The 21,633-nt window shown below is 60.1% G+C and carries 18 protein-coding genes; 8 read left to right on the forward strand and 10 right to left on the reverse strand.

Going from position 1 to position 21,633, the window contains the following annotated elements; all coding sequences use genetic code 11:
• Window positions 1-244: 244 nt before the first annotated feature.
• From AC1RDQ_RS06960 to AC1RDQ_RS06975, 4 genes are all read left to right on the forward strand, one after another.
• A complete protein-coding gene (locus tag AC1RDQ_RS06960) occupies window positions 245-2,050 on the forward strand; it encodes a phenylacyl-CoA dehydrogenase (protein WP_492586802.1) in 1,806 nt (601 codons plus the stop codon).
• A gap of 195 nt (window positions 2,051-2,245) precedes the next feature.
• The gene (locus AC1RDQ_RS06965) at window positions 2,246-3,538 is read left to right on the forward strand and encodes a GGDEF domain-containing protein (protein ID WP_492586804.1); all 1,293 of its coding nucleotides are present in this window, start codon (window positions 2,246-2,248) and stop codon (window positions 3,536-3,538) included.
• An 85-nt stretch (window positions 3,539-3,623) separates the two neighbouring features.
• Window positions 3,624-5,420, forward strand: coding sequence for an acyl-CoA dehydrogenase C-terminal domain-containing protein (locus AC1RDQ_RS06970; RefSeq protein WP_492586806.1), 1,797 nt, complete (start codon window positions 3,624-3,626; stop codon window positions 5,418-5,420).
• A gap of 242 nt (window positions 5,421-5,662) precedes the next feature.
• Window positions 5,663-7,441, forward strand: a complete 1,779-nt coding sequence (locus AC1RDQ_RS06975; RefSeq protein WP_492586808.1) for an acyl-CoA dehydrogenase C-terminal domain-containing protein — start codon at window positions 5,663-5,665, stop codon at window positions 7,439-7,441.
• 227 nt (window positions 7,442-7,668) lie between these two features.
• Here AC1RDQ_RS06975 and AC1RDQ_RS06980 read toward each other — a convergent pair whose 3' ends face one another.
• Window positions 7,669-8,598: a LysR family transcriptional regulator gene (locus tag AC1RDQ_RS06980; RefSeq protein WP_057713036.1), complete on the reverse strand. Its 930-nt coding sequence runs from the start codon at window positions 8,596-8,598 to the stop codon at window positions 7,669-7,671.
• 169 nt (window positions 8,599-8,767) lie between these two features.
• Here AC1RDQ_RS06980 and AC1RDQ_RS06985 point away from each other — a divergent pair, with 169 nt between their 5' ends.
• From AC1RDQ_RS06985 to AC1RDQ_RS07000, 4 genes are all read left to right on the forward strand, one after another.
• The gene (locus AC1RDQ_RS06985; RefSeq protein WP_492586809.1) at window positions 8,768-10,051 is read left to right on the forward strand and encodes an aspartate aminotransferase family protein; all 1,284 of its coding nucleotides are present in this window, start codon (window positions 8,768-8,770) and stop codon (window positions 10,049-10,051) included.
• 251 nt (window positions 10,052-10,302) lie between these two features.
• A complete protein-coding gene (locus AC1RDQ_RS06990; RefSeq protein WP_057713038.1) occupies window positions 10,303-10,659 on the forward strand; it encodes a type II toxin-antitoxin system RelE/ParE family toxin in 357 nt (118 codons plus the stop codon).
• Window positions 10,652-10,972 carry a helix-turn-helix domain-containing protein gene (locus AC1RDQ_RS06995; protein ID WP_046039442.1) on the forward strand — a complete coding sequence of 107 codons (321 nt, stop codon included), beginning with the start codon at window positions 10,652-10,654 and terminating at the stop codon, window positions 10,970-10,972. Before AC1RDQ_RS06990 ends, AC1RDQ_RS06995 begins: the two co-directional genes overlap by 8 nt.
• Window positions 10,973-11,056: 84 nt before the next feature.
• Entirely contained in the window at window positions 11,057-11,215 is a 159-nt protein-coding gene (locus AC1RDQ_RS07000) for a YqaE/Pmp3 family membrane protein (RefSeq protein WP_003228885.1), read from the forward strand.
• A gap of 131 nt (window positions 11,216-11,346) precedes the next feature.
• Here AC1RDQ_RS07000 and AC1RDQ_RS07005 read toward each other — a convergent pair whose 3' ends face one another.
• The 9 genes from AC1RDQ_RS07005 to AC1RDQ_RS07045 form a co-directional block, all read right to left on the reverse strand.
• On the reverse strand, window positions 11,347-13,173 hold the full coding sequence (locus tag AC1RDQ_RS07005) for a S9 family peptidase (RefSeq protein ID WP_492586811.1): 1,827 nt from the start codon (window positions 13,171-13,173) through the stop codon (window positions 11,347-11,349).
• Window positions 13,139-14,311, reverse strand: coding sequence for a pyrroloquinoline quinone biosynthesis protein PqqE (gene pqqE / locus AC1RDQ_RS07010; protein WP_150814011.1), 1,173 nt, complete (start codon window positions 14,309-14,311; stop codon window positions 13,139-13,141). The genes AC1RDQ_RS07005 and pqqE overlap by 35 nt, the downstream gene beginning before the upstream one ends.
• A complete protein-coding gene (gene pqqD, locus AC1RDQ_RS07015) occupies window positions 14,283-14,558 on the reverse strand; it encodes a pyrroloquinoline quinone biosynthesis peptide chaperone PqqD (protein WP_020796019.1) in 276 nt (91 codons plus the stop codon). Before pqqD ends, pqqE begins: the two co-directional genes overlap by 29 nt.
• Complete coding sequence (gene pqqC / locus AC1RDQ_RS07020) at window positions 14,555-15,307, reverse strand: pyrroloquinoline-quinone synthase PqqC (RefSeq protein ID WP_007993179.1); 753 nt, start codon at window positions 15,305-15,307, stop codon at window positions 14,555-14,557. The genes pqqD and pqqC overlap by 4 nt, the downstream gene beginning before the upstream one ends.
• 80 nt (window positions 15,308-15,387) lie before the next feature.
• Window positions 15,388-16,299: a pyrroloquinoline quinone biosynthesis protein PqqB gene (gene pqqB, locus AC1RDQ_RS07025; protein ID WP_492586812.1), complete on the reverse strand. Its 912-nt coding sequence runs from the start codon at window positions 16,297-16,299 to the stop codon at window positions 15,388-15,390.
• 81 nt (window positions 16,300-16,380) lie between these two features.
• Window positions 16,381-16,455 carry a pyrroloquinoline quinone precursor peptide PqqA gene (gene pqqA, locus AC1RDQ_RS07030; protein WP_003444522.1) on the reverse strand — a complete coding sequence of 25 codons (75 nt, stop codon included), beginning with the start codon at window positions 16,453-16,455 and terminating at the stop codon, window positions 16,381-16,383.
• A 158-nt stretch (window positions 16,456-16,613) separates the two neighbouring features.
• The gene (gene pqqF / locus AC1RDQ_RS07035; protein WP_492586814.1) at window positions 16,614-19,043 is read right to left on the reverse strand and encodes a pyrroloquinoline quinone biosynthesis protein PqqF; all 2,430 of its coding nucleotides are present in this window, start codon (window positions 19,041-19,043) and stop codon (window positions 16,614-16,616) included.
• Window positions 19,044-19,081: 38 nt separating this feature from the next.
• Window positions 19,082-19,876 (reverse strand): carbon-nitrogen hydrolase family protein, encoded by a 795-nt coding sequence (locus tag AC1RDQ_RS07040; protein WP_223502306.1) that lies wholly within the window; start codon window positions 19,874-19,876, stop codon window positions 19,082-19,084.
• A gap of 12 nt (window positions 19,877-19,888) precedes the next feature.
• Window positions 19,889-21,571: a flavin monoamine oxidase family protein gene (locus AC1RDQ_RS07045; protein ID WP_057713046.1), complete on the reverse strand. Its 1,683-nt coding sequence runs from the start codon at window positions 21,569-21,571 to the stop codon at window positions 19,889-19,891.
• Between the last annotated feature and the right edge of the window lie 62 nt (window positions 21,572-21,633).

Here is a 21,633-nt window from a genome sequence, read left to right on the forward strand (position 1 = left end):
CTGTTCGCGGCGTTTTTCTGCGTAAGTCCTTCTCACTCAACTAATCTTTTCTGCATGGTGGCTCGCTCGGTCAATGTCCGTCGTGCGGTTGCGCGCAGATGTGCCTGATCTTCGGTGACGAACGGAAAAAGATCGACGCTTGACAAGATTTGGGCGTAAACGTATGTTTCAAACAACTGTTTGATCGCAACAACAAATCAATGCGGTCGTTCATTCCCGGTTACATCAGCAGAGGTTTATCGCTATGCCTGACTACAAGGCCCCCTTGCGTGATATTCGCTTCGTTCGTGACGAGCTGCTCGGCTACGAAGCGCACTATCAGAGCCTTCCGGCTTGTGCCGACGCAACTCCGGACATGGTTGACGCCATTCTTGAGGAAGGCGCCAAGTTTTGTGAGCAGGTACTGGCTCCGCTGAACCGCGTGGGCGATCTCGAAGGCTGCACCTGGAGCGAGTCCGGCGTTAAGACCCCGACTGGCTTCAAGGAAGCCTACAAGCAATTCGTCGAAGGTGGCTGGCCAAGCCTGGCTCACGACGTAGAGCACGGCGGCCAAGGCCTGCCGGAGTCCCTGGGTCTGGCCATCAGCGAAATGGTTGGCGAGTCCAACTGGTCGTGGGGCATGTACCCAGGCCTGTCGCACGGTGCGATGAACACCATCTCCGAGCACGGCACCCCTGAGCAGCAAGAGGCTTACCTGACCAAGCTGGTTTCCGGCGAGTGGACCGGCACCATGTGCCTGACCGAGCCGCACTGCGGCACCGACCTGGGCATGCTGCGCACCAAGGCCGAGCCTCAGGCCGACGGTTCCTACAAGGTTTCCGGCACCAAGATCTTCATCTCGGCCGGTGAACACGACATGGCCGACAACATCGTCCACATCGTGCTGGCCCGCCTGCCGGATGCACCGGCTGGCACCAAAGGCATCTCCCTGTTCATCGTTCCGAAATTCATGCCGAACGCTGATGGCTCGGTTGGCACACGTAACGCCGTATCTTGCGGTTCCCTGGAACACAAGATGGGCATCCACGGCAACGCTACTTGCGTGATGAACTTCGACGGCGCTACCGGTTTCCTGATCGGCCCGGCGAACAAAGGCCTGAACTGCATGTTCACCTTCATGAACACCGCACGTCTGGGTACCGCGCTGCAAGGCCTGGCCCACGCTGAAGTCGGTTTCCAGGGTGGCCTGAAATACGCTCGCGACCGTCTGCAGATGCGCTCGCTGACGGGTCCCAAAGCGCCGGACAAAGCCGCTGACCCGATCATCGTGCACCCTGACGTACGCCGCATGCTGTTGACCATGAAGGCATTCGCCGAAGGCAACCGCGCGATGGTTTACTTCACCGCCAAGCAGGTCGACATCGTCAAGTACGGCGTGGACGAAGAAGAGAAGAAGAAAGCCGACGCACTGTTGGCGTTCATGACTCCAATCGCCAAAGCCTTCATGACCGAAGTCGGTTTCGAATCGGCCAACCACGGCGTGCAGATCTACGGCGGCCACGGCTTCATCGCCGAGTGGGGCATGGAGCAGAACGTCCGCGACAGCCGTATCTCGATGCTGTACGAAGGCACCACCGGCATCCAGGCACTCGACCTGCTGGGCCGTAAAGTGCTGATGACCCAGGGCGAGGCTCTGAAAGGCTTCACCAAGATCGTCCACAAGTTCTGCCAGACCAACGAAGGCAACGAAGCGGTTCAAGAGTTCGTCGCTCCGCTGGCCGCATTGAACAAGGAATGGGGCGAGCTGACCATGAAGGTCGGTATGGCCGCCATGAAAGATCGCGAAGAAGTCGGCGCAGCCTCCGTGGACTACCTGATGTACTCCGGTTACGCCTGCCTGGCCTACTTCTGGGCCGACATGGCGCGCCTGGCTGCCGAGAAACTGGCTGCCGGCACTTCCGAAGAGGCGTTCTACACCGCCAAGCTGCAGACTGCGCGCTTCTACTTCCAGCGCATCTTGCCGCGTACCCGCACTCACGTCGTAACCATGCTGTCGGGCGCCAACAACCTGATGGACATGAAAGAAGAGAACTTCGACCTGGGCTACTAAGCCTTAGCGAAGTACTTGAAAAAGCCGCTGCTCCCTCGGGAACAGCGGCTTTTTTGCTTTAAAGGTTGGCGGTGGAAAATGTTTACAACGCCCTTTGAAAAATACCTCAGTAATTCACTCAGTAACTCGGGCTTCCTGCCGTTACAGTAGTTGGCACATTGCCATCTATTGATTTGACGGGTCGGAGCTTTACCCTTGCCGCGCTCATCTGCTGTACGTTTCAGTCATTTCCTGCCGTCATTGCTGCTGTTGGTGGCGGGGCTTGCGGCTGCTTACATCAAGGATCTGAACGTCTTCTTCACGTCGCTGTTCAACGTGCTGCCCACCCTGGTGTTGTTGCTCGGTGGCGCCTATTGCGCGGTGTACCGACGCCAGCGTGAACTGTTTCTGATGGTCACGGTGTACATCGCCTACTTCCTGCTCGACACCCAGACCGACTATTACCGCGACAACGGCAAGGTGCGTGACGACGCCGCGGTGGTCTTTCATTTGTGTTGCCTGCTGCTGCCGCTGCTGTTTGGCGTGTTCGCGGCGTGGCAGGAACGCACCCATCTGTTCCAGGACATGGTGGCGCGCTTCGCGGTCTTGCTGGCGGTCGGCAGCGTGGCGCTGGGGCTTGAGCAAAGTTATCCACACGCGCTGCTGATCTGGCTGTCGGAGATTCGCTGGCCTGCCTTGCATGGCGCCTGGATGAGCCTGATCCAGTTGTCCTATCCGGTGTTCATCGCTGCGTTCCTGTTGCTGGCCTGGCAATACTGGCGCAACCCGCGACCGCTGCATGCCGCGCAATGGGTGGGGCTGCTCGGGTTGTTCTGGATGTTGCCGAAAACCTTCATCCTGCCGTTCACGCTGAACATCATGTGCAGCCAGGTGATGCTGATGATCGCAGCCGCCGTTGCCCACGAGGCCTATCAAATGGCGTTCCGCGACGAACTGACCGGGCTGCCGGGCCGTCGCGCGTTGAATGAACGCATGCAACGGTTGGGGCGCAACTACGTGTTGGCCATGAGCGACGTCGACCACTTCAAGAAATTCAACGACACCCACGGCCACGACGTCGGCGACCAGGTGCTGCGACTGGTGGCCAGCAAGCTGTCGAAAATCGGCGGTGGCGGTAAGGCGTATCGCTATGGCGGCGAGGAATTTGCCCTGGTGTTTGCAGGCAAGACCCTCGAAGAGTGCATGCCGCACCTGGAAGTCATCCGCGAGTCCATTGCCACTTACAACATTCAACTGCGCAATCAGGAAAACCGCCCACAGGACGACAATCAGGGGCGCCAGCGGCGTGCCGGTTCCGGTGCGTCGAGTGTGTCGGTGACGGTCAGTATCGGCGTTGCCGAACGGATCGAACAACGCACCCCCGAAGAGGTGCTCAAGTCCGCTGACCAGGCGCTCTACAGCGCCAAGGGCGCCGGGCGCAACTGCGTGATGGCGTTCGGGCAGAACCGCCGTGGCGCCGTGCGCATGGACGCCGCTACGGTTGAGTGATGATGGCGCATTCAGCGAGCGCAAAGTGATTGTGAGGCGTGGTCGGCAGCAGTAGGTTGGAGAAATCTGCCGACGGAGAATGACCATGCCCGAGTACAAAGCTCCCTTGCGCGACATGCGCTTTCTGATCGACCACGTCTTCGACTTTCACAGCAACTACGCCGCGCTGGGGGCCACCGATGCCAGCCCGGACATGGTCAATGCGATCCTCGAAGAAGGGGCGAAGTTCTGCGAAAACGTACTGTCGCCGCTGAACCGCAGTGGCGATGAAGAAGGCTGCCATTTCGACAATGGCGTGGTCACGACACCCGCGGGCTTCAAGCAGGCATTCGCCCAATATGTCGAGGGCGGCTGGCATGGCCTGGCGGCGGATCCGGTTTACGGCGGTCAAGGGTTGCCGATCTCTCTGGGCCTGGTGATCAGCGAAATGGTGGCTTCCAGCAACACCTCATGGGGCATGTACCCCGGTCTGACCCACGGTGCGATGTCGGCGATCCACGCCCATGGTACCGAGGCGCAAAAGCAGACCTATTTGAAGAAGCTCACCGCTGGCCAATGGACCGGCACCATGTGCCTGACCGAAGCCCATTGCGGCACCGACCTGGGCATCATCAAGACCCGCGCCGTGCCTGCGGCCGATGGCAGCTACGCGATCTCCGGCAGCAAGATCTTCATCTCCGCCGGCGAGCACGACATGAGCGCCAACATCATTCACCTGGTGCTGGCCAAATTGCCGGACGCACCGGCCGGAACCAAGGGCATTTCACTGTTCATCGTGCCCAAGTTCCTGCCTGATGCGACGGGGGAAGCGGGTGAGCGCAACGGCGTGTCCTGCGGCTCGATCGAACACAAAATGGGCATCAAGGCTTCGGCCACCTGCGTGCTGAACTTCGACGAGGCCAAGGGCTTCCTGATCGGCGAGCCGAACAAGGGCCTCAACTGCATGTTCACCATGATGAACCACGCGCGACTGGGCACCGGCATGCAAGGGCTGTGTCTGGGGGAGGCGAGCTTCCAGGGCGCGATCAAATACGCCAACGACCGTTTGCAGATGCGCTCGCTGACCGGCCCGAAAGCGCCGGAAAAGGCCGCCGACCCGATCATCGTGCACCCTGATGTGCGGCGGATGTTGCTGACCATGAAAGCCTTCAACGAGGGCAACCGCGCGCTGACTTACTTCACCGCACAGTTGCTCGACGTTGCACACCTGAGCCCGGACGAAACGGCGCGCCGGGATGCCGAAGACTTGCTGGCGTTCCTCACGCCAATCTGCAAAGCCTTCATGACCGACACCGGGCTGGAGGTGACCAACCATGGCATGCAGGTCTATGGCGGCCACGGCTTCATTCGCGAATGGGGTATGGAGCAACTGGTCCGTGACTGCCGGATCGCGCCGATCTATGAAGGTACCAATGGTATTCAGGCGCTGGACTTGCTCGGGCGCAAGGTACTCGGCAGCCAGGGCAAACTGCTGCGTGGCTTCACCAAAATCGTCCACAAGTTCTGCGCGGCGAACGCTGAACATCCACAACTGGCCGGGTATGTGGCGCAGCTCAATCAACTGAACCAGCAGTGGGGTGAATTGACCACCAGGGTCGGTATGGCGGCGATGAAAAACCCGGACGAAGTCGGTGCTGCGTCGGTGGATTACCTGATGTACAGCGGTTACATCATCCTCGGCTACCTGTGGTTGCGCATGGCGCTGGTGGCTCAGGCGCAGCTCGATGCGGGCAGCGGTGATGGTGACTTCTGCCGGGGCAAACTGGCGACCAACGAGTTTTACTTCAAGCGTCTGTTGCCACGCACTGCCGCTCATCGGGCGGCCGTCGAAGCAGGTAGCGATTGCCTGATGCAACTGCCGGCGCAGATGTTTGCGCTCTGACATCGCCCTCTGTAGGAGCGAGCTCTGCTCGCGATGGTCGTGAACGATAACGCGTAAAACCAGATGCCCGCGGCGTCTTCGGATTTTTCGCGAGCAAGCTCGCTCCTACACAATTATATGACTAAAAATAACAAAACGGTCATGAGTTGACCCTATGTGTCGCAAAAGTTGTTGAGGTACACTCCGACCCAACGAAAACACTCTTCCTGTGAATCACCTGTATAGATCTTGCGAGGTTTGCCATGGCTGACTACAAAGCGCCCCTGCGCGATATGCGCTTCGTCCTCAATGAAGTTTTCGAGGTCGCCAAACTCTGGGCCGAACTGCCTGCACTGGCCGAGACTGTGGATGCAGAAACCGTCCAAGCCATCCTGGAAGAAGCCGGCAAAGTCACCAGCAAAAGCATCGCACCGCTGAGCCGTGCCGCTGACGAAGAAGGTTGCCATTGGGCGGACGGTGCCGTCACCACGCCGGCAGGTTTCCCGCAGGCCTATCAGACCTACGCTGAAGGCGGCTGGGTCGGTGTCGGTGGTGATCCGTCCTACGGCGGCATGGGCATGCCCAAAGCCGTTTCGGCCCAGGTCGAGGAAATGGTCAACTCCGCCAGCCTGTCGTTCGGCCTGTACCCGATGCTGACCGCCGGTGCTTGCCTGTCGATCAACGCCCACGCCAGCGAAGAACTGAAAGCCGCGTACCTGCCGAACATGTACGCCGGCATCTGGGCCGGTTCCATGTGCCTGACCGAGCCGCACGCCGGTACCGACCTGGGGATCATCCGCACCAAGGCCGAGCCTCAGGCTGACGGTTCCTACAAGGTCAGCGGCACCAAGATCTTCATCACCGGTGGCGAACACGACCTGACCGAAAACATCATCCACCTGGTGCTGGCCAAGCTGCCGGATGCACCGGCGGGGCCGAAAGGCATTTCGCTGTTCCTGGTGCCGAAGTTCATGGTCAATGCCGATGGCAGCCTGGGCGCGCGCAACCCGGCCAACTGCGGTTCGATCGAACACAAAATGGGCATCCAGGCGTCCGCCACCTGCGTGATGAACTTCGATGAAGCCGTGGGTTACCTGGTCGGCGAGCCGAACAAAGGCCTGGCGGCGATGTTCACCATGATGAACTACGAGCGTCTGGGCGTTGGTATCCAGGGCCTGGCCACGGGCGAGCGCTCGTACCAGAACGCCGTGGAATACGCCCGCGACCGTCTGCAAAGCCGTTCGCCGACTGGCGCGCAGAACAAGGACAAAGTGGCTGACCCGATCATCGTCCACCCGGACGTGCGACGCATGCTGCTGACCATGAAAGCCTCGAACGAAGGTGGTCGTGCATTCTCCACCTACGTGGCGATGCAACTGGACACCGCCAAGTTCAGCGAAGACGCCGCCACCCGCAAGCGTGCGGAAGACCTGGTGGCGTTGCTGACCCCGGTGGCCAAAGCGTTCCTGACCGACCTCGGCCTGGAAACCACTGTACACGGCCAGCAGGTCTTCGGCGGACACGGCTATATCCGTGAGTGGGGCCAGGAGCAACTGGTGCGTGACGTGCGCATCACCCAGATCTACGAAGGCACCAACGGCATCCAGGCGCTGGACCTGGTCGGGCGCAAGATCGTCGGTAGCGGCGGGGCGTTCTACAACCTGTTCGCCGACGAGATCCGCCACTTCACAGCGACCGCCAGCGCGGACCTCGCCGAATTCACCAAGCCGCTGAACGACGCCGTGACCTCCCTCGATGAACTGACTGCGTGGTTGCTGGACCGGGCGAAGAGCAATCCGAACGAAATCGGCGCGGCGTCGGTCGAGTATCTGCAGGTGTTCGGCTACGTGGCCTACGCCTACATGTGGGCCCTGATGGCCAAGGCGGCTTTCGGCAAGGAAGCGCAAGACGATTTCTACGCCAGCAAACTGGGCACGGCGCGCTTCTACTTTGCCCGCCTGCTGCCGCGCATTCACTCGTTGAGCGCGTCGGTGAAGGCTGGTAGCGAATCGTTGTTCCTGCTGGATGCGGGACAATTCTGATGAAGTAACGTTATGTAAGCATTCTCTTACATAACGTGCTGCTGTTCTCCCATAGATGCAAATTGGATCCACGGCTAATCTACTTCTCATGGACGTAGCGCAGGAAGCGCAAAGCAACAACAGGGACACGTAGGATTCTGCCAGGACGGCGGAGTGAAATGGATGTCAGGGAAACAGTCTGCAAAGCCCCGCTTCGGCGGGGTTTTCTTTTGCCTGAAGAAAAGTTTTCAGCTTGGCCCATCCAGAGCCTGCGCGCTGTTCAAGCGCCCGTCCGGGCCATTTATCACTTCTTCCAGCAATGTCCGCAGCAATGCCAGCGAGGCCTGCTGCCGTTGCACATCCCGACACACCAAACCGACTTTCAGCGGCACTCGCGGTTCGCTCAGGGGTTTCCACAGCAGTTCGTGGTTGCCATGGGTCTTTTGCGAGCGACCGGGCAGTACCGTCGCCAGGCGCGTGTGGGGCAGGCTGTCGAGGATGCCGGCCATGTTGTTCAATTCGGCTTGCACCTGTGGGCGACGTCCGAGGCTTGTCAGCTGTGCCTGCCAGATCTGCCTGATCTGAAACTCTTCGCCCAGCAGCAACATCGGCAGTTCGGCAGCCTGACTCATGGACACTTTCTTGAATTCACGCAGCGGATGCTCTGCCGGGATGACCAGGGTCAGTTCGTCTTCGTACAGCATCACGCCATGCAAGCCAGGCTGGCGGGGTGGCAGGTAGCTGATGCCGATATCCAGAGAACCGTTGAGCAGTCGCCGCTCGATTTCCAGGCCGGTCAGTTCGTAGATCTGCACCACCAGATGCGGCTGCGCCTTGCGCACCCGCTCGAGCATCTGCGGAACGAGGCTGGTGTGCACGGTTTGCAATACACCGATGGCCAGGGTGCGCAGCGCCTGACCCTTGAAGTTGCCGAGCGCTTCCCGTGCCCGTTGCAGGCCATCGAGCAAAGGCAGGGCATGGTTGTACAGCGTGTGGGCCGCGAGAGTCGGCAACAGGCGTTTGCTACTGCGCTCGAACAGGCTCACATCGAGGTTTTGCTCGAGGTGGCGGATTTGCTGGGACAGCGCCGGCTGAGAGATGGACAGACGCTCGGCGGCCCGGCCCACGTGGCCTTCTTCATAGACCGCGACGAAATAACGCAGTTGCTTGAAATCCATAAGTATTACTTATCGAAAATGCTGGGAAATCGAAATGGCTGAACGCCTCGCCTGAGCCTAGTCTAACCGCATTCACAGGGCTTACAGGGCCACAGAGCGCGATGAATACCCTTTGCTTCGATGGTATTTACATAGGTAAGGCAAAAAACCTCAAAAAGGTTTTTTTCAGATGAATCTGTTCAGTCTGCGCCGCAGTCCTCCCAGTCTTGATGATCTGGTCATGGACGCCTCCCTGCCATCCCAAGGCGTTAACCTTTCCAGCGAGTACTTGATGCCCAGTGTCGAGCGGCCAAAACAGGTGTTTGTGCGTGGCCAGGGTTCATGGTTGTGGGACAGCGATGATCGTGCGTACCTGGATTTTTCCCAGGGCGGCGGGGCCAACAGCCTCGGTCATAGCCCTTCGGTACTGGTCAATGCAATCACAGCCCAGGCTCAGTCGCTGATCAACCCGGGTTTTGGCCTGCATAACCGCGGCATGCTCAGCCTCGCCGAACATTTGTGTGCCAGCACCGGCAGTGATCAGGCCTACCTGCTCAATACCGGCAGCGAAGCCTGCGAGGCGGCGATCAAACTGGCGCGTAAATGGGGTCAACGGCATCGCGGCGGTGCGTCGCGAATCATTGTGGCCAACAACGGTTGCCACGGCCGGAGCCTGGCGACGATTTCGGCGTCGGACAGTTCGACATTGGCCAACCGGTTCGAGCCGCAATTGCCAGGCTTCAGTCGTGTTCCGTTCAATGACCTGCCAGCGTTGCATGCGGCCGTGGATGAACGGACCGTAGCGATCATGCTCGAGCCGATCCAGAGCGAAGCCGGCGTGGTCCCGGCCACCGTGCACTATCTCAAGGGCGTTGAACGCCTGTGCCGTGAACTCGGCATTTTGCTGATCTTCGACGAAGTGCAAACCGGCATCGGCCGTTGTGGCACCTTGCTCGCGGAACAGTCCTGCGGTGTCACGGCGGATATCGTCGTGCTCGGCAAAGGCTTGGGCGGCGGCGTGCCATTGGCCGCGCTGCTGGCGCGGGGCAAGGCTTGCTGTTTCGACATTGGCGAGTTGGCGGGTACTCATCACGGTAATGCGTTGATGACCGCGGCGGGGCTTTCAGTGCTCGATACCGTGCAGGACAAGGCTTTCCTCAAGCACGTCGCAGAGGCCGGTCAACACCTGCGTGAAGGGTTAGGGCGTTTGGCCCATCGTTACGGTCACGGCGAGTTGCGCGGACAAGGGCTGCTGTGGGGGCTGACGCTGTCGGACGACTCCGCTGACGCGGTGGTCAAGGCCGCGCTGTACGAAGGCTTGCTGCTCAATGCTCCGCAACCCGACTGCCTGCGCTTTACCCCTGCACTAAATGTCAGCAACGCCAACATCGATGAAATGCTCCTGCGCCTGGCGCGCGCCTTCTCCCGAGTGCGAACCGCACAATTGCAGTGCCGCAAAGGGATTGCCGTCTGATCAGACGCGCCCTGTACACATTCCAGAACCGTCTCGCGGTAATACGCACGCCCCACGCCCGATACTTTTGGCGTGGGGCGTTTTTTTGTGGCCGGTTTTTTCCAAAGGCAGTTTCGGCTTGAGCGGTTAACACATTAATGGCTTTCTAGCGTGCATCGGCAGGGAGTGCCGGTGCCAGCGAAACGGTGTTGCTGTCGCGTTGGTTTTGATTCCTATACCACTGAGTGGTATGTTTTATGGAAGGGATGCCCATGTCACCAAGGCTGTTCAAGACAAAGCGCTTCGCAATGCAGGCTGCCAAGGCCTGGATCGGTGATGACGAGCTCAGGGAGGCATTCACCGAAATGCTCAATGGTCAGGCTGACAATTTGGGTGGCGGGGTCTGGAAGAAGCGCTTGAATGCCAACCGCCATCGCTCGATTATCCTGGCCAGGGGCGGTGCTCATTGGGTCTATCAGTTTCTGTACGCAAAAAAAGATCAGAGCAATATCAGTCCCAGGCATTTGCTCGACTTGCGAGAGTTGGCCAAGACATATGGTGGACTGACCGAAATGGAAATTCAGCAATTGCTGGATGCAAAGGAGTTTGTGGAGATACTAAATGAGTAAAAAATTCAAAAGTGAGCTATCGGAGTCGATCCACGAATCGGCCAGTGCCTTGTACGCCATAGGTGCAATCAGCAAGGCGACCATGCGTGAGTTCGATGAGTCCTGTCTTGCAAGAGTGCCGGATGCGATTCCCGCGCAGGAGATCAAGGCACTGCGCGAGCGCAACAATGTCAGCCAACCGGTGTTCGCGCGCTACCTGAACACCAGTGCTTCCACGGTCAAGCAATGGGAAGCAGGGGATAAGCACCCCAGTGGCATGGCGTTGAAGTTGCTGAGTATCGTGCGCAAACACGGTCTGGAGATACTGGCCTGAGGAATCGGGCTGAACCCTGACAAACGGCGCAGGTCGATTAGCTGTAGGGCTCGAACGAGTCCACCCCCAATCAGGAGCTGTCCCATGGACTTTATTCGCATCATCATCGCCATCCTGTTACCGCCATTGGGCGTGTTTCTGCAAGTAGGATTCGGCGGAGCGTTCTGGCTGAATATTCTGCTGACGTTGTGCGGTTATATTCCGGGGATCGTGCATGCGGTGTACATCATCGCCAAGCGCTGAATTTTTGCGGCGTTAGATCGATCGCTTTCGCGGGCAAGCCCGCTCCCACAGGATTTGTGCACGCAGCAGAACCTGTGGGAGCGGGCTTGCCCGCGAAGGGGACGCTACCGTTTCGGCAATGAACGCAGGCTTCAGTCCACTGAATCCATCACCCGCCGATAAAACAACCACTCCTGCTCCAGCGCATGGGCCTGGTTACCGGCCTTGCGAAAGCCATGGCGTTCATCGGCGTAGTAATGCGCTTCGACCAGGATGCCGTTGTCCTGCAGTGCCGTGACCATGTCGCGGGTCTGTTGCGGGACGACCACGGCATCCAGTTCTCCTTGAAAGAAGATCATCGGCACGCGGATGTTGCCGGCATGCAGCAGCGGCGTGCGGGCAGCGTAGCGTTCGGCATCCAGTTGCGGATCGCCGATCAGCCAATCCAGATAGTCGCTTTCGAATTTGTGGGTCGCGCGCCCCAGCGCCACCGGGTCGCTGACCCCATACAGGCTGGCGCCGGCGCGGAACACGTTGTGAAAGGCCAAGGCGCAAAGGCTGGTGTAGCCGCCAGCGCTGCCGCCGCGAATGAACGCCTGATCGCCGTCGATCAAGCCTCGCTGCTTGAGGTAACTGACCACGGCGCAGGCGTCTTGCACATCAACGTCACCCCAACTCAGGTGCAGTGCCTGGCGATAGGCCCGGCCGTAACCGCTGCTGCCGCGGTAGTTGAGATCAGCCACGGCGAAGCCCCGCTGTGCCCAGTACTGGATACGCGGATCGAGCATCGGGTAACACGCCGAAGTCGGTCCGCCATGGACGAACACCACCAATGGCGGCTTCGCCTCGCCGGTCATCGCCGGGTAGAAGAAGCCGTGTGCTTCGCCTGAGCCACTTGGGTAGCGCAAGGTTTGCGGGCGGCTGATCTGTTCGGGAGCAAGCGGTGCGATGCCGCCGGCCAGCACTTGCACTTGCCGGCTCTGACGGTCGATGGCGATGACGGCGGTTGAACTGACGGGCGACGCCGCGATGCAATAGATGAACTGCTCATCCACGGCGAGATGGCGGAAGCGGCTGTAGTCGCCGGTAAAGTCGGCGCTGGAGTCGCCGCCTATGCCCAGTCGGCCAAACCCGCCCTCGGTCCAACTGGCCAGATAACTGTTGTCGCTAAGCGGCAACCAGGTGCTGCCGCCGAGTTGCCAGGGCGCGGGGCCATGGTCGGCGCTGGCACTTGGCAATGGGCTCAGGCCTTTTTCAGATTCTTTCCAAGGCTGCCAGTAACCCGCGCGATCCGTCAGGCAATACAGGCGACCGCCGGCATCAAACCGCGGTTGTTGCACAGACTCTTGAGTGCCTTCGCCCGCCACACAACGGGGCTCGGCAAAGCCGCCGTTGGCGAGGCGCTCGGCAACCATCAAGCGGGTCGCTGTCCATGGCTGATTCGGGCGACTCCACTCGATCCAGGCCAGGCGCCGGGCATCCGCGCTCAGTGTCGGTGCCGCGTAGAAATCAGCACCCTCGGCCAGCAAGTGACGTGCGCCATCCAACAGATCGATCGCCACCAATCGGTGTTGATCGCGGTGCTCCTCGACCGCCAGCACTTGCCCGTTGGCGAACTGCAGATCGCCATAACGGCACGCTCCGGACGTCAGCCTTTCGGGCGCTTCGTCTTGCAGTGATTGCCGATACAACTGCTGGTCGGCCTCATTGACGAAAACGATTCCATCGTCCGTCAGACAAAACGCTCCACCGCCATATTCGTACACCCGACTGCGCACGCTGAACTCTGGTGGCGTCAGGCATTTCGCTGCGCCGTCACGCCAATGCCAGATCCGGCACGCAGCGTCTTCGGGGCGGTATTCGTTCCAGAACAGGCCCTGTCGACCGACCTGCAGTTCGGCAAAGTCGATACCGGCGGCCACGGCTTTGGCAGCGCTGAAAGGTTCAGCTTTTGGCGATGAGGCGTGAGTTTCGTTCATTGCGAAAGGCCAGTTGGTCGATGGTCTGGGTCGCGTGCCCGGCTTCTTCGCGAGCCTTGAGGATCACGCCGTGTTGTGGCGACTTGCTGCATACCGGGTCTGCATTGCTTGCATCGCCGGTGAGCATGAACGCCTGGCAGCGGCAGCCGCCGAAGTCTTTTTCTTTCTCGTCACAGGAGCGGCACGGCTCGGGCATCCAGTCGTACCCGCGAAAGCGGTTGAAACCGAACGAGTCGTACCAGATGTGCTGCATGCTGTGGTCGCGCACGTTGGGAAACTGCACCGGCATCTGTCGGGCACCGTGACAGGGCAGGGCGGTTCCGTCTGGCGTGACCGTCAGGAAAATACTGCCCCAGCCGTTCATGCAGGCTTTCGGGCGTTCTTCGTAATAGTCCGGCGTGACGAAAATCAGCTTGCACGGATGCCCTTCGGCTTCCAGTTTTGCGCGGTATTCGTTGGTGATGCGTTCGGCGCGCACCAATTGCTCCTTGGTCGGCAAAAGCCCAACGCGATTGAGTTGCGCCCAGCCGTAGAACTGGCAGGTGGCGAGCTCGACGAAGTCCGCTTCCAGTGCGATGCACAACTCGATGATGCGGTCGATCTGGTCGATATTGTGCCGATGGGTGACGAAGTTCAGCACCATCGGATAACCGTGGGCCTTCACCGCCCGGGCCATTTCCAGTTTCTGCGCGAAGGCCTTTTTCGAGCCGGCCAGCAGATTGTTCACCTGCTCGTCACTGGCCTGGAAGCTGATCTGGATGTGATCCAGGCCGGCCTTCTTGAAGTCGCTGATTTTCTGTTCGGTCAGGCCGATGCCGGAGGTGATCAGGTTGGTATAGAAACCCAGCTTGCGCGCTTCAACGATCAGCTCGGCGAGGTCCTGACGCACCAGCGGTTCGCCACCGGAAAAGCCAAGCTGCGCGGCGCCCATTTCCCGCGCTTCACGAAACACCTTGATCCACTGCTCGGTGCTCAGCTCTTTACCTTGCTCGGCGAAATCCAGCGGATTGGAGCAGTATGGGCATTGCAGCGGGCAGCGATAGGTCAGCTCGGCGAGCAGCCACAGCGGCAAGCCGACCTCGGGTTTGGGCGGTACTTGCCTTGATGAATCAGGCAAGTTCGATCCAGTGCTGCGCACGGGCAACCTCCATGAATTGCTCGATGTCGTCTCCGAGTTCGGGCACGCCGGGAAACTGTTGGTCGAGCTCATTGATGATGGCCGCGACATTCCGTTCACCATCAATCAAACCGCCGATCAGCGCGGCACTTTCGTTGAGCTTGATCATGCCTTCCGGGTACAGCAGCACGTGGCCTTTTTGCGCCGGTTCGTACTGGAAGCGGTAGCCGGGACGCCAGGTCGGGGTCTTGCTGCGATCGAAACTCATAAGGTGATTCCTTTGTGCCAGACCCGTTCCCCGGTCACGCTGTGATACGGCGGGCGTTTCAGTTCGTAGGCCATGCTCATGGCATCAAGCATGCTCCAAAGAATGTCCAGTTTGAACTGGAGAATTTCCAGCATGCGCTCCTGGCCTTCACGGGTGGTGTAGTGCTGCAACGTGATCGCCAGACCATGCTCGACATCACGCCGTGCCTGGCCCAGGCGCGTGCGGAAATACTCGTAGCCGGCCGGGTCGATCCATGGGTAGTGCTGGGGCCAACTGTCCAGGCGCGATTGGTGGATCTGCGGGGCGAACAGTTCGGTCAGCGAGCTGCTCGCGGCTTCCTGCCAACTGGCACGGCGGGCGAAATTGACATAGGCGTCCACGGCGAAGCGCACGCCGGGCAGTACCAGCTCCTGGGAACGCAGTTGGTCCGGGTCGAGGCCCACGGCCTGGCCCAGGCGCAGCCAGGCTTCGATGCCGCCGTCTTCACCGGGCGCACCGTCGTGGTCCAGCAGGCGTTGAATCCACTCGCGGCGGATCTCGCGGTCCGGGCAGTTGGCCAGAATGGCCGCGTCCTTCAGGGGGATGTTCACCTGATAGTAGAAACGGTTGGCGACCCAGCCCTGGATCTGTTCGCGGGTGGCCCGGCCTTCGTACATCGCCACGTGATAGGGGTGATGGATGTGGTAGTAGGCGCCCTTGGCGCGCAGAGCCGCTTCGAATTCGGCGGGGGACATCGGGGTGTCAGTCATTGCGGTTCTCCGGGGAACAACCAGGATATGTGTTGCTGCTGCCGGCCTCATCGCGAGCTTGCTCGCGATAGGGGCATCCGCTACAGCACAATACTCATGCCGTCATACGCCACTTCAACCTGGCGCCGATCCAGTTCCGCGCGTTCTGGCGAGCCTTCATCGAGAATCGGGTTGGTGTTGTTGATGTGGATAAGTACTTTGCGCTGGTTGGGCAATTGCTCAAGCACTTCGAGCATGCCACCGGGGCCGCTCTGCGCCAGGTGTCCCATCTCCCGACCGGTGCGGGTGCCGACGCCGCGACGCTGCATTTCATCGTCATCCCACAACGTTCCATCGACCAGCAGGCAATCGCTGCCGGCCATGATTTCCAGAAGCCCTGCATCCACCTTGCCCAGGCCCGGTGCGTAGAACAGTTTGCCGCCGGTGTTGAGGTCTTCGACGATCAGGCCGATGTTGTCGCCCGGATGGGGGTCGAAGCGGTGTGGTGAGTACGGCGGCGCGGCACTGCGCAACGGCAGCGGGGTGAAGCGCAGGTTCGGGCATGCCGGTACGCTGAAGCTCTGGTCGAGTTCGATGCGATTCCAGGTCAGCCCGCCATTCCAGTGGTTGAGCATGGTGAACAGCGGAAATCCGGTGCTCAGGTCTTCATGGACCATGTCGGTGCACCAGACCTGATGCGGGCACCCTTCGCGCAACATGAGCAGGCCGGTGGTGTGGTCGATCTGGCTGTCCATCAGGATGATCGCGCCGATCCCGGTATCGCGCAGGGCGCGGCCCGGCTGCATCGGGGCGAAGCCCTGGAGTTGGGCGCGGATGTCCGGGGAGGTGTTGCACAGCACCCAGTTCACGCCGTCATCGGAAATCGCGATGGACGATTGCGTCCGCGCCTTGGCCCGCAGGCTGCCGTCGCGAAAGCCCGCGCAGTTCACGCAGTTGCAGTTCCACTGGGGGAAGCCGCCGCCGGCAGCGGAACCTAGAATCTGGACAAACATGGACGCTCCATCATTTCAACGCTGAAAATAAAACGCCTCGGATAACCGAGGCGTTGTGCTGCATCTCTGCCAAAGCTGAGATTAGCGGCTTGCGAAGTACATGGTGACTTCAAAGCCAATACGCAGGTCGGTGTAAGCCGGTTTGGTCCAAGCCATAAATTGAACTCCTTCAGGTAGGGTAGGACAGCGCTATCTATAGGTATAGTCCACCTCAAATCAGAGAGGTTCCAGATAGTTAGGTTGCTATGTTACTCAAAATTTCAAAGAAATTGCCCGTGAAACTTTGAGAAAGCTCCTTGCAGCCCCGGTAATGATCATTTTGCCGCTTGCCATGGCGCACCCGGGGTAATGCTGTTGGCAAGGCACAGCCAGCCGCCTTCGGCCTGATTCAGGCGTTGGGCCGCAGCCAGTAGAACGCTCCGGTCAATGCGCACAATGGCCTCGGGCAGGTGCGTCAGATAATCCGACGAGCGGCCGGCCAGTTTGCTTTGCCAGAGCAATTCGGCCGCTTGAGCCGTGGTGAGCGCAGCGCTGCAAAACTGATCCGCCAGGGCCTGGCGTTGAGCATTGAAGGTGGTGTCGTCGAGTGCGTTGATCAGTTCCGGCAATCGATTCAGGAATTGCTCGATGTGTTGCAGCAGCTCCACAGGTGCAACGCTTGGCGATTGCACGCCGAACAGCACCCCGGTTTGCCCGTGAATCTGCCGCAGGGCGCTGAACACCGCATAGCCGAGTTGCAACTCCACCCGCAGGCGTTGGTAGAACGGTGTCTGGCAGACATGCGCGAGCAAACGCCACGCGGCTTCGTCGGCCATTTCCTGGGTGGCTGCAGGACAGAACAGCAGCAACGCGTGCTCGCTGGAGGCGGTATCGACAGTGCTCCACAGATGCCGTGCAAGGATCGAAGAGGGCGGCGTCAGTTGATTGTCCGGCGTGCCGGGTATGCGGCTCAAGGCCAAGCCCATAGCCGCTTGAGTCTGAGCCGATAACCCGATGGCCAGCCCATCCCATCGCGCACTCGACCAGAGTGGCTGCACGTCATTCGAGTTCGCGGACTGCCCGAGGCAGTGTTCGGGTAATGCCTTGAGCAGTTGTCGAATCGGTATTGGCGCAACGCTCGTCGATTCGGCTTGTGAGACAGCGGCGTCAGGTTTTGTCAGTTCTTTCAGCACATGCTCCAGGACGCTGGGCATCGGTTCCTGCAGCCCGTTCAGTTTGAGCAGCCATTCGTTGCCCGATGCACTGAAGGAAAATTCCACACCGGCCTGGTGCGCGTCTTCGCGCAACGGTTGCAGGTAGTTTTCCAGCCGTGATTGAAGGTGGCTGCCGGGAGCCGAGTCCAGGCGCCAGCGCAGATAAATCGCGCCTTCAGCACCGTTGTCCGGCCATGCCTGGCTGAATTGCATCGGCGAACGTTCACGACGGCTGCGCGAACGGTCCTGGGCAAAAGTGCGCAGGCCTCGGTGGGCGCTGGTCTGGCCGCGAATCAATCCGGCGTTGGCTGCCGGTGCTTCGGAGCACAAGAACGGGTTGGGTGCTGGTAATTGCCATGGGCCGCTGAAGTTATCCACAGCGTCGATTTGTTGAAGGATTTGCTTGAGGGCTGTAACACCTGGCTCGGATAACCCGACTTCGCGTTGTTCGCTGTCCAGTCGGGCCAGTTGCAAGGCGCCGCTGACTTGCTGCTGGCGCTGGAGCAGGGTGGCGTACTCTTCACGCAATTGGTTCCAGTCTTGCGCGGCAAAGAAACCGAGCCAGTCCATCAAGCGTTCGCGGATGCCTGTTGCCGAGTTTGCGGTGGGCAGGGTGAATTCGATATGCAGCAAGGCTTGCCCGGCGAACTGGTACAGCGGCTGGGCTTTGAGGTGATCGGCCAGCCCGCGCTCGCGCAGGTCCGCCATTAAGCCACCGGGTTTTGCCAGGTTCAGCCAGTGGCACAGGAACGCCAACGCATCGGCAGAGAAATCGGGTAGCACTTCAAGGGCAAACAGCAGATCCAGGCGTCGCTCGCCAGTCTGTTGATAACTGTTGGTTGAGGCGTCCATCAGCGGTACTGGGGGCAGTTGAGTGGCTGTCTGGCCTTTGGCAATGACACTGCCAAAGGCTTCGGCCATTGCCTTCAACTCAACGAGACTCTGTGGCCCGGCCAGGCTCAAGGTCATTTGCCCGGTCTGGTAAAACCGCTGATAAAAATCCTGCAACGCCTGCTGAAACTCGGGTTGTTGCAGCGGCAGACTGTCGCGATTGCCGGCATGAAAACCCCGTAGTGGATGAGCCTCGGCCAGGCCATTGAACAGCGCAAATTGCTGCTGCGCCTTGGCATCCTGCGACCAGGCGACAAACTCTGCCTGCAGCACTTCCCGTTCCCGCTGCTGGTCGTCCGGATTCATACGCGGATGGGCGAGCATGTCTGACAAACGCTCCAGCCCACCGGCAAACGCTTGGGGCGGCAGTTCGAAAAAGTAGTCCGTGGTGCGTTCGCTGGTCCGCGCGTTTACCTGGCCGCCATGACTCTGGACGTAGGCCATCAACCCTTGCCCGGCGGGAAAACGCTCAGTGCCCAGAAACAGCAGATGCTCAAGAAAGTGCGCCAGACCGGGCCACGCCAGCGGCACATCATGGCTGCCCGCGGCGACCCGCAACGCTGCTGCGCAACGCTTCAAATTCGGGGCATGACGCAGCGTCACCCGCAGACCATTGGCCAGGGTTTCAGTGTGGGGGCGAGGGTGATTCAGCGCGGGCATGGGCACTTCCAGAACAGTGAAGTGCCAATGCTAGCGGATTAGGACTTGTTCAGCTCGCCGTAAAGCTCGGGGCGGCGATCGAGGAGGTAGCGATTGGCGGCGCGGGAGTCGAGCATCAACTGTCGATCCAGCTCACCAACAATCAGCGATTCATCCAGTCCCGCCTGAGCGATGCGGCTGCCATCCGGCGCAGCGATGCTGCTCTGGCCGCAGTAGTGGATGTCGCCTTCGTGCCCACAGTAATTGGCATAAGCCACGTAGCACTGGTTTTCGAAGGCGCGGGCGCGCACGGTGACATCGGCGACGAAATCGAACGGAATCATGTTCGCAGTCGGCACCAGGATCAGCTCGGCACCGGCCAGGGCCAGGCGTCGGGCGTTTTCCGGAAATTCCAGGTCGTAGCAGATCAGGAAACCGAGCTTCCAGCCGTTGAGTTCAACGATGGGAAACTCGTCGGAACCTGCGCTGAACATCGAGTGATCCAGATCGCCGAACAGATGGGTCTTGCGGTAGTTGCAGACGCGCTCGCCGTCAGAGTCGATCAACTGTACGGCGTTGTAGATCTGCCCGTCCTCGGTGCGCTCGGGATAGCCATACAAAATGGCGATCCCGGCAGCCTTGGCAATGCGCGCAACCTGCTGCGCCGACTCACCGTTGTACACCTCCGCCAGCACGCTGACGGCATCGACGCCGATGTTGTAGCCAGTCAGGAACATCTCCGGCAGCACCAGCAGATCGGCGCCTTTTGCCTCCAGCGCAAGCTGCTGCAAGCGTTGCAGGTTGCCGGCGACATCCAGGGGCAGCGGCGGACATTGGTAAAGGGCTACGCGCATTTCGGATTCCTCTTACTCGGGCAGGGCGATCGGTCCGATCTCGTTGAACACATCTCCTGGACCCGGATTCTCGGCGTGAGTTGCACCGCCGAAATGTTTCATGATGCCCCACACCGCGTTGAGCGAGGTCTGTACCGCACCCTCAACCCAGGCCGGTGTCCACGAAACGTCGTCACCGGCGATGAAGATCCCGCGCTGTTCGGCTGGCATGTCGTCCTGCATGAAGTGGGCGTACATGCGTTGGTTGTAGCGGTAGTGGCCGGGCAGGGCGCCTTTGAACGCGCCGAGGAAATGCGGGTCGGCTTCCCACGAAACGGTGATCGGGTCGCCGATGATCCGCGCGGCGATGTCGACTTTCGGGTAGATCTTTTTCAGTGCATCCAGCGCCAGTTTCACGCGTTTTTCCACCGGTTGGGGCAGCATTTTCAGCGCGTCGCTCATCCACGAGTACGAGAGGCAGATCACCCCCGGCTTGTCGTCGCCGTTGTCGAACAGATAAGTGCCACGGGTCAAGCGGTCGGTGAGGGTCATGCTCATCAGGTCGCGGCCGGTTTCCGGATCCTTGTCCTTCCAGAACGGGCGGTCGACCATCACGAAAGTCTTCGACGACTGCATGTAGCGGGTGCGGTCCAAAGCCATCCACATCTTTTGCGAGAACAGGGTTTCGTCGCATTCGATCTGGGTGGTCAGCAGCCAGCTCTGGCAGGTGGTCAGCACGGCCGCGTATTCGCGGGTGTCACCCCAGTTGTCGGTGACGGCGAAACGGCCGCCCGGCGCGTGGGCAATCTTCTTCACGCCGGTACGCGGTGCGCCGTTGTGCAGCGAGCTGAGGCTGGTGCCGGCCGGCCAATGCGCGCAACGCTCCGGCACATGGCGCCAGATGCCTTGTGGCACCTGTTCCACGCCGCCGACCACCAGGTGCTGGTGATCGTCGCAATTGGTCATCACCACGCGGAAGATTTCCAGCATCGAGTTCGGGAAGTCCGAATCCCAGCCGCCGGTGCCGAAACCGACTTGGCCGAACACTTCACGGTGATGGAACGAGAGCTTGGCGAAGGCCTTGGACGTGGCGACGAAATCGTAGAAGGTGCGGTCATCCCACAGCGGCACCAGGGTGTTCCACAGTTCCTTGAGGCGCGGTACGTCGCGGTCGCGAATGGCTTGCTGGATATCGGAGAACTGCGAGCCGGCTTCCAGGGCATCGGCCCAGGCGTCAGCCACTTCCTGGAACAGTGCAGGAAGGTCCGACAGCTTCTGTGCGTAATGGGTCTGACCTTCGAGGTCGATCACCGTGCTGCCCGACGCGGGCGTTAGCGGGTTGGGGAAAGGTTTGGTTTCCAGCCCCAGTTTGTCGACGTAGTGATAGAACGCGGTTGACGACACCGGGAAGCGCATCCCGCCCAGTTCGGCAACGATGCCTTCGGCGCCATTGAATGCCTGGGAGCGCAGGCGGCCACCCATTTTCGAAGCTTCGTAGACGACCGGTTTCAGGCCCAGCTTCATCAACTCATACGCCGCCACCAGGCCGGCGATCCCGCCGCCGACAATCGCCACTTCGGCACCGTGATTGTGCTCGGGAATACTGCCCAGCCCGGCCGGGTGTTCGATCCAGTCGTCGAAGGCGAAAGGAAAGTCCGGGCCGAAAATGGTGACTGGTTTCTTACCGTCTGCAGGATGGCGATTGTTCTTGTTCATGGCTGACCTTGCTGGCGACCGACGCGCAATGCGCATCTGAGTATAGGAAAAGATGCCAGCCA

It is taken from the genome of Pseudomonas sp. GW823-FHT02E01, from assembly GCF_058797535.1.

Excerpts from the sequence above, each read along its gene's own strand:
- AC1RDQ_RS06960 (WP_492586802.1), top strand. The coding sequence starts at position 245 with ATGCCTGACTACAAGGCCCCCTTGCGTGATATTCGCTTCGTTCGTGAC.
- AC1RDQ_RS06970 (WP_492586806.1), top strand. The coding sequence starts at position 3,624 with ATGCCCGAGTACAAAGCTCCCTTGCGCGACATGCGCTTTCTGATCGAC.
- AC1RDQ_RS06975 (WP_492586808.1), top strand. The coding sequence starts at position 5,663 with ATGGCTGACTACAAAGCGCCCCTGCGCGATATGCGCTTCGTCCTCAAT.
- AC1RDQ_RS06980 (WP_057713036.1), bottom strand. The coding sequence starts at position 8,598 with ATGGATTTCAAGCAACTGCGTTATTTCGTCGCGGTCTATGAAGAAGGC.
- AC1RDQ_RS06985 (WP_492586809.1), top strand. The coding sequence starts at position 8,768 with ATGAATCTGTTCAGTCTGCGCCGCAGTCCTCCCAGTCTTGATGATCTG.
- AC1RDQ_RS06990 (WP_057713038.1), top strand. The coding sequence starts at position 10,303 with ATGTCACCAAGGCTGTTCAAGACAAAGCGCTTCGCAATGCAGGCTGCC.
- AC1RDQ_RS06995 (WP_046039442.1), top strand. The coding sequence starts at position 10,652 with ATGAGTAAAAAATTCAAAAGTGAGCTATCGGAGTCGATCCACGAATCG.
- AC1RDQ_RS07000 (WP_003228885.1), top strand. The coding sequence starts at position 11,057 with ATGGACTTTATTCGCATCATCATCGCCATCCTGTTACCGCCATTGGGC.
- AC1RDQ_RS07005 (WP_492586811.1), bottom strand. The coding sequence starts at position 13,173 with ATGAACGAAACTCACGCCTCATCGCCAAAAGCTGAACCTTTCAGCGCT.
- pqqD (WP_020796019.1), bottom strand. The coding sequence starts at position 14,558 with ATGAGTTTCGATCGCAGCAAGACCCCGACCTGGCGTCCCGGCTACCGC.
- pqqC (WP_007993179.1), bottom strand. The coding sequence starts at position 15,307 with ATGACTGACACCCCGATGTCCCCCGCCGAATTCGAAGCGGCTCTGCGC.
- pqqB (WP_492586812.1), bottom strand. The coding sequence starts at position 16,299 with ATGTTTGTCCAGATTCTAGGTTCCGCTGCCGGCGGCGGCTTCCCCCAG.
- pqqF (WP_492586814.1), bottom strand. The coding sequence starts at position 19,043 with ATGCCCGCGCTGAATCACCCTCGCCCCCACACTGAAACCCTGGCCAAT.
- AC1RDQ_RS07040 (WP_223502306.1), bottom strand. The coding sequence starts at position 19,876 with ATGCGCGTAGCCCTTTACCAATGTCCGCCGCTGCCCCTGGATGTCGCC.
- AC1RDQ_RS07045 (WP_057713046.1), bottom strand. The coding sequence starts at position 21,571 with ATGAACAAGAACAATCGCCATCCTGCAGACGGTAAGAAACCAGTCACC.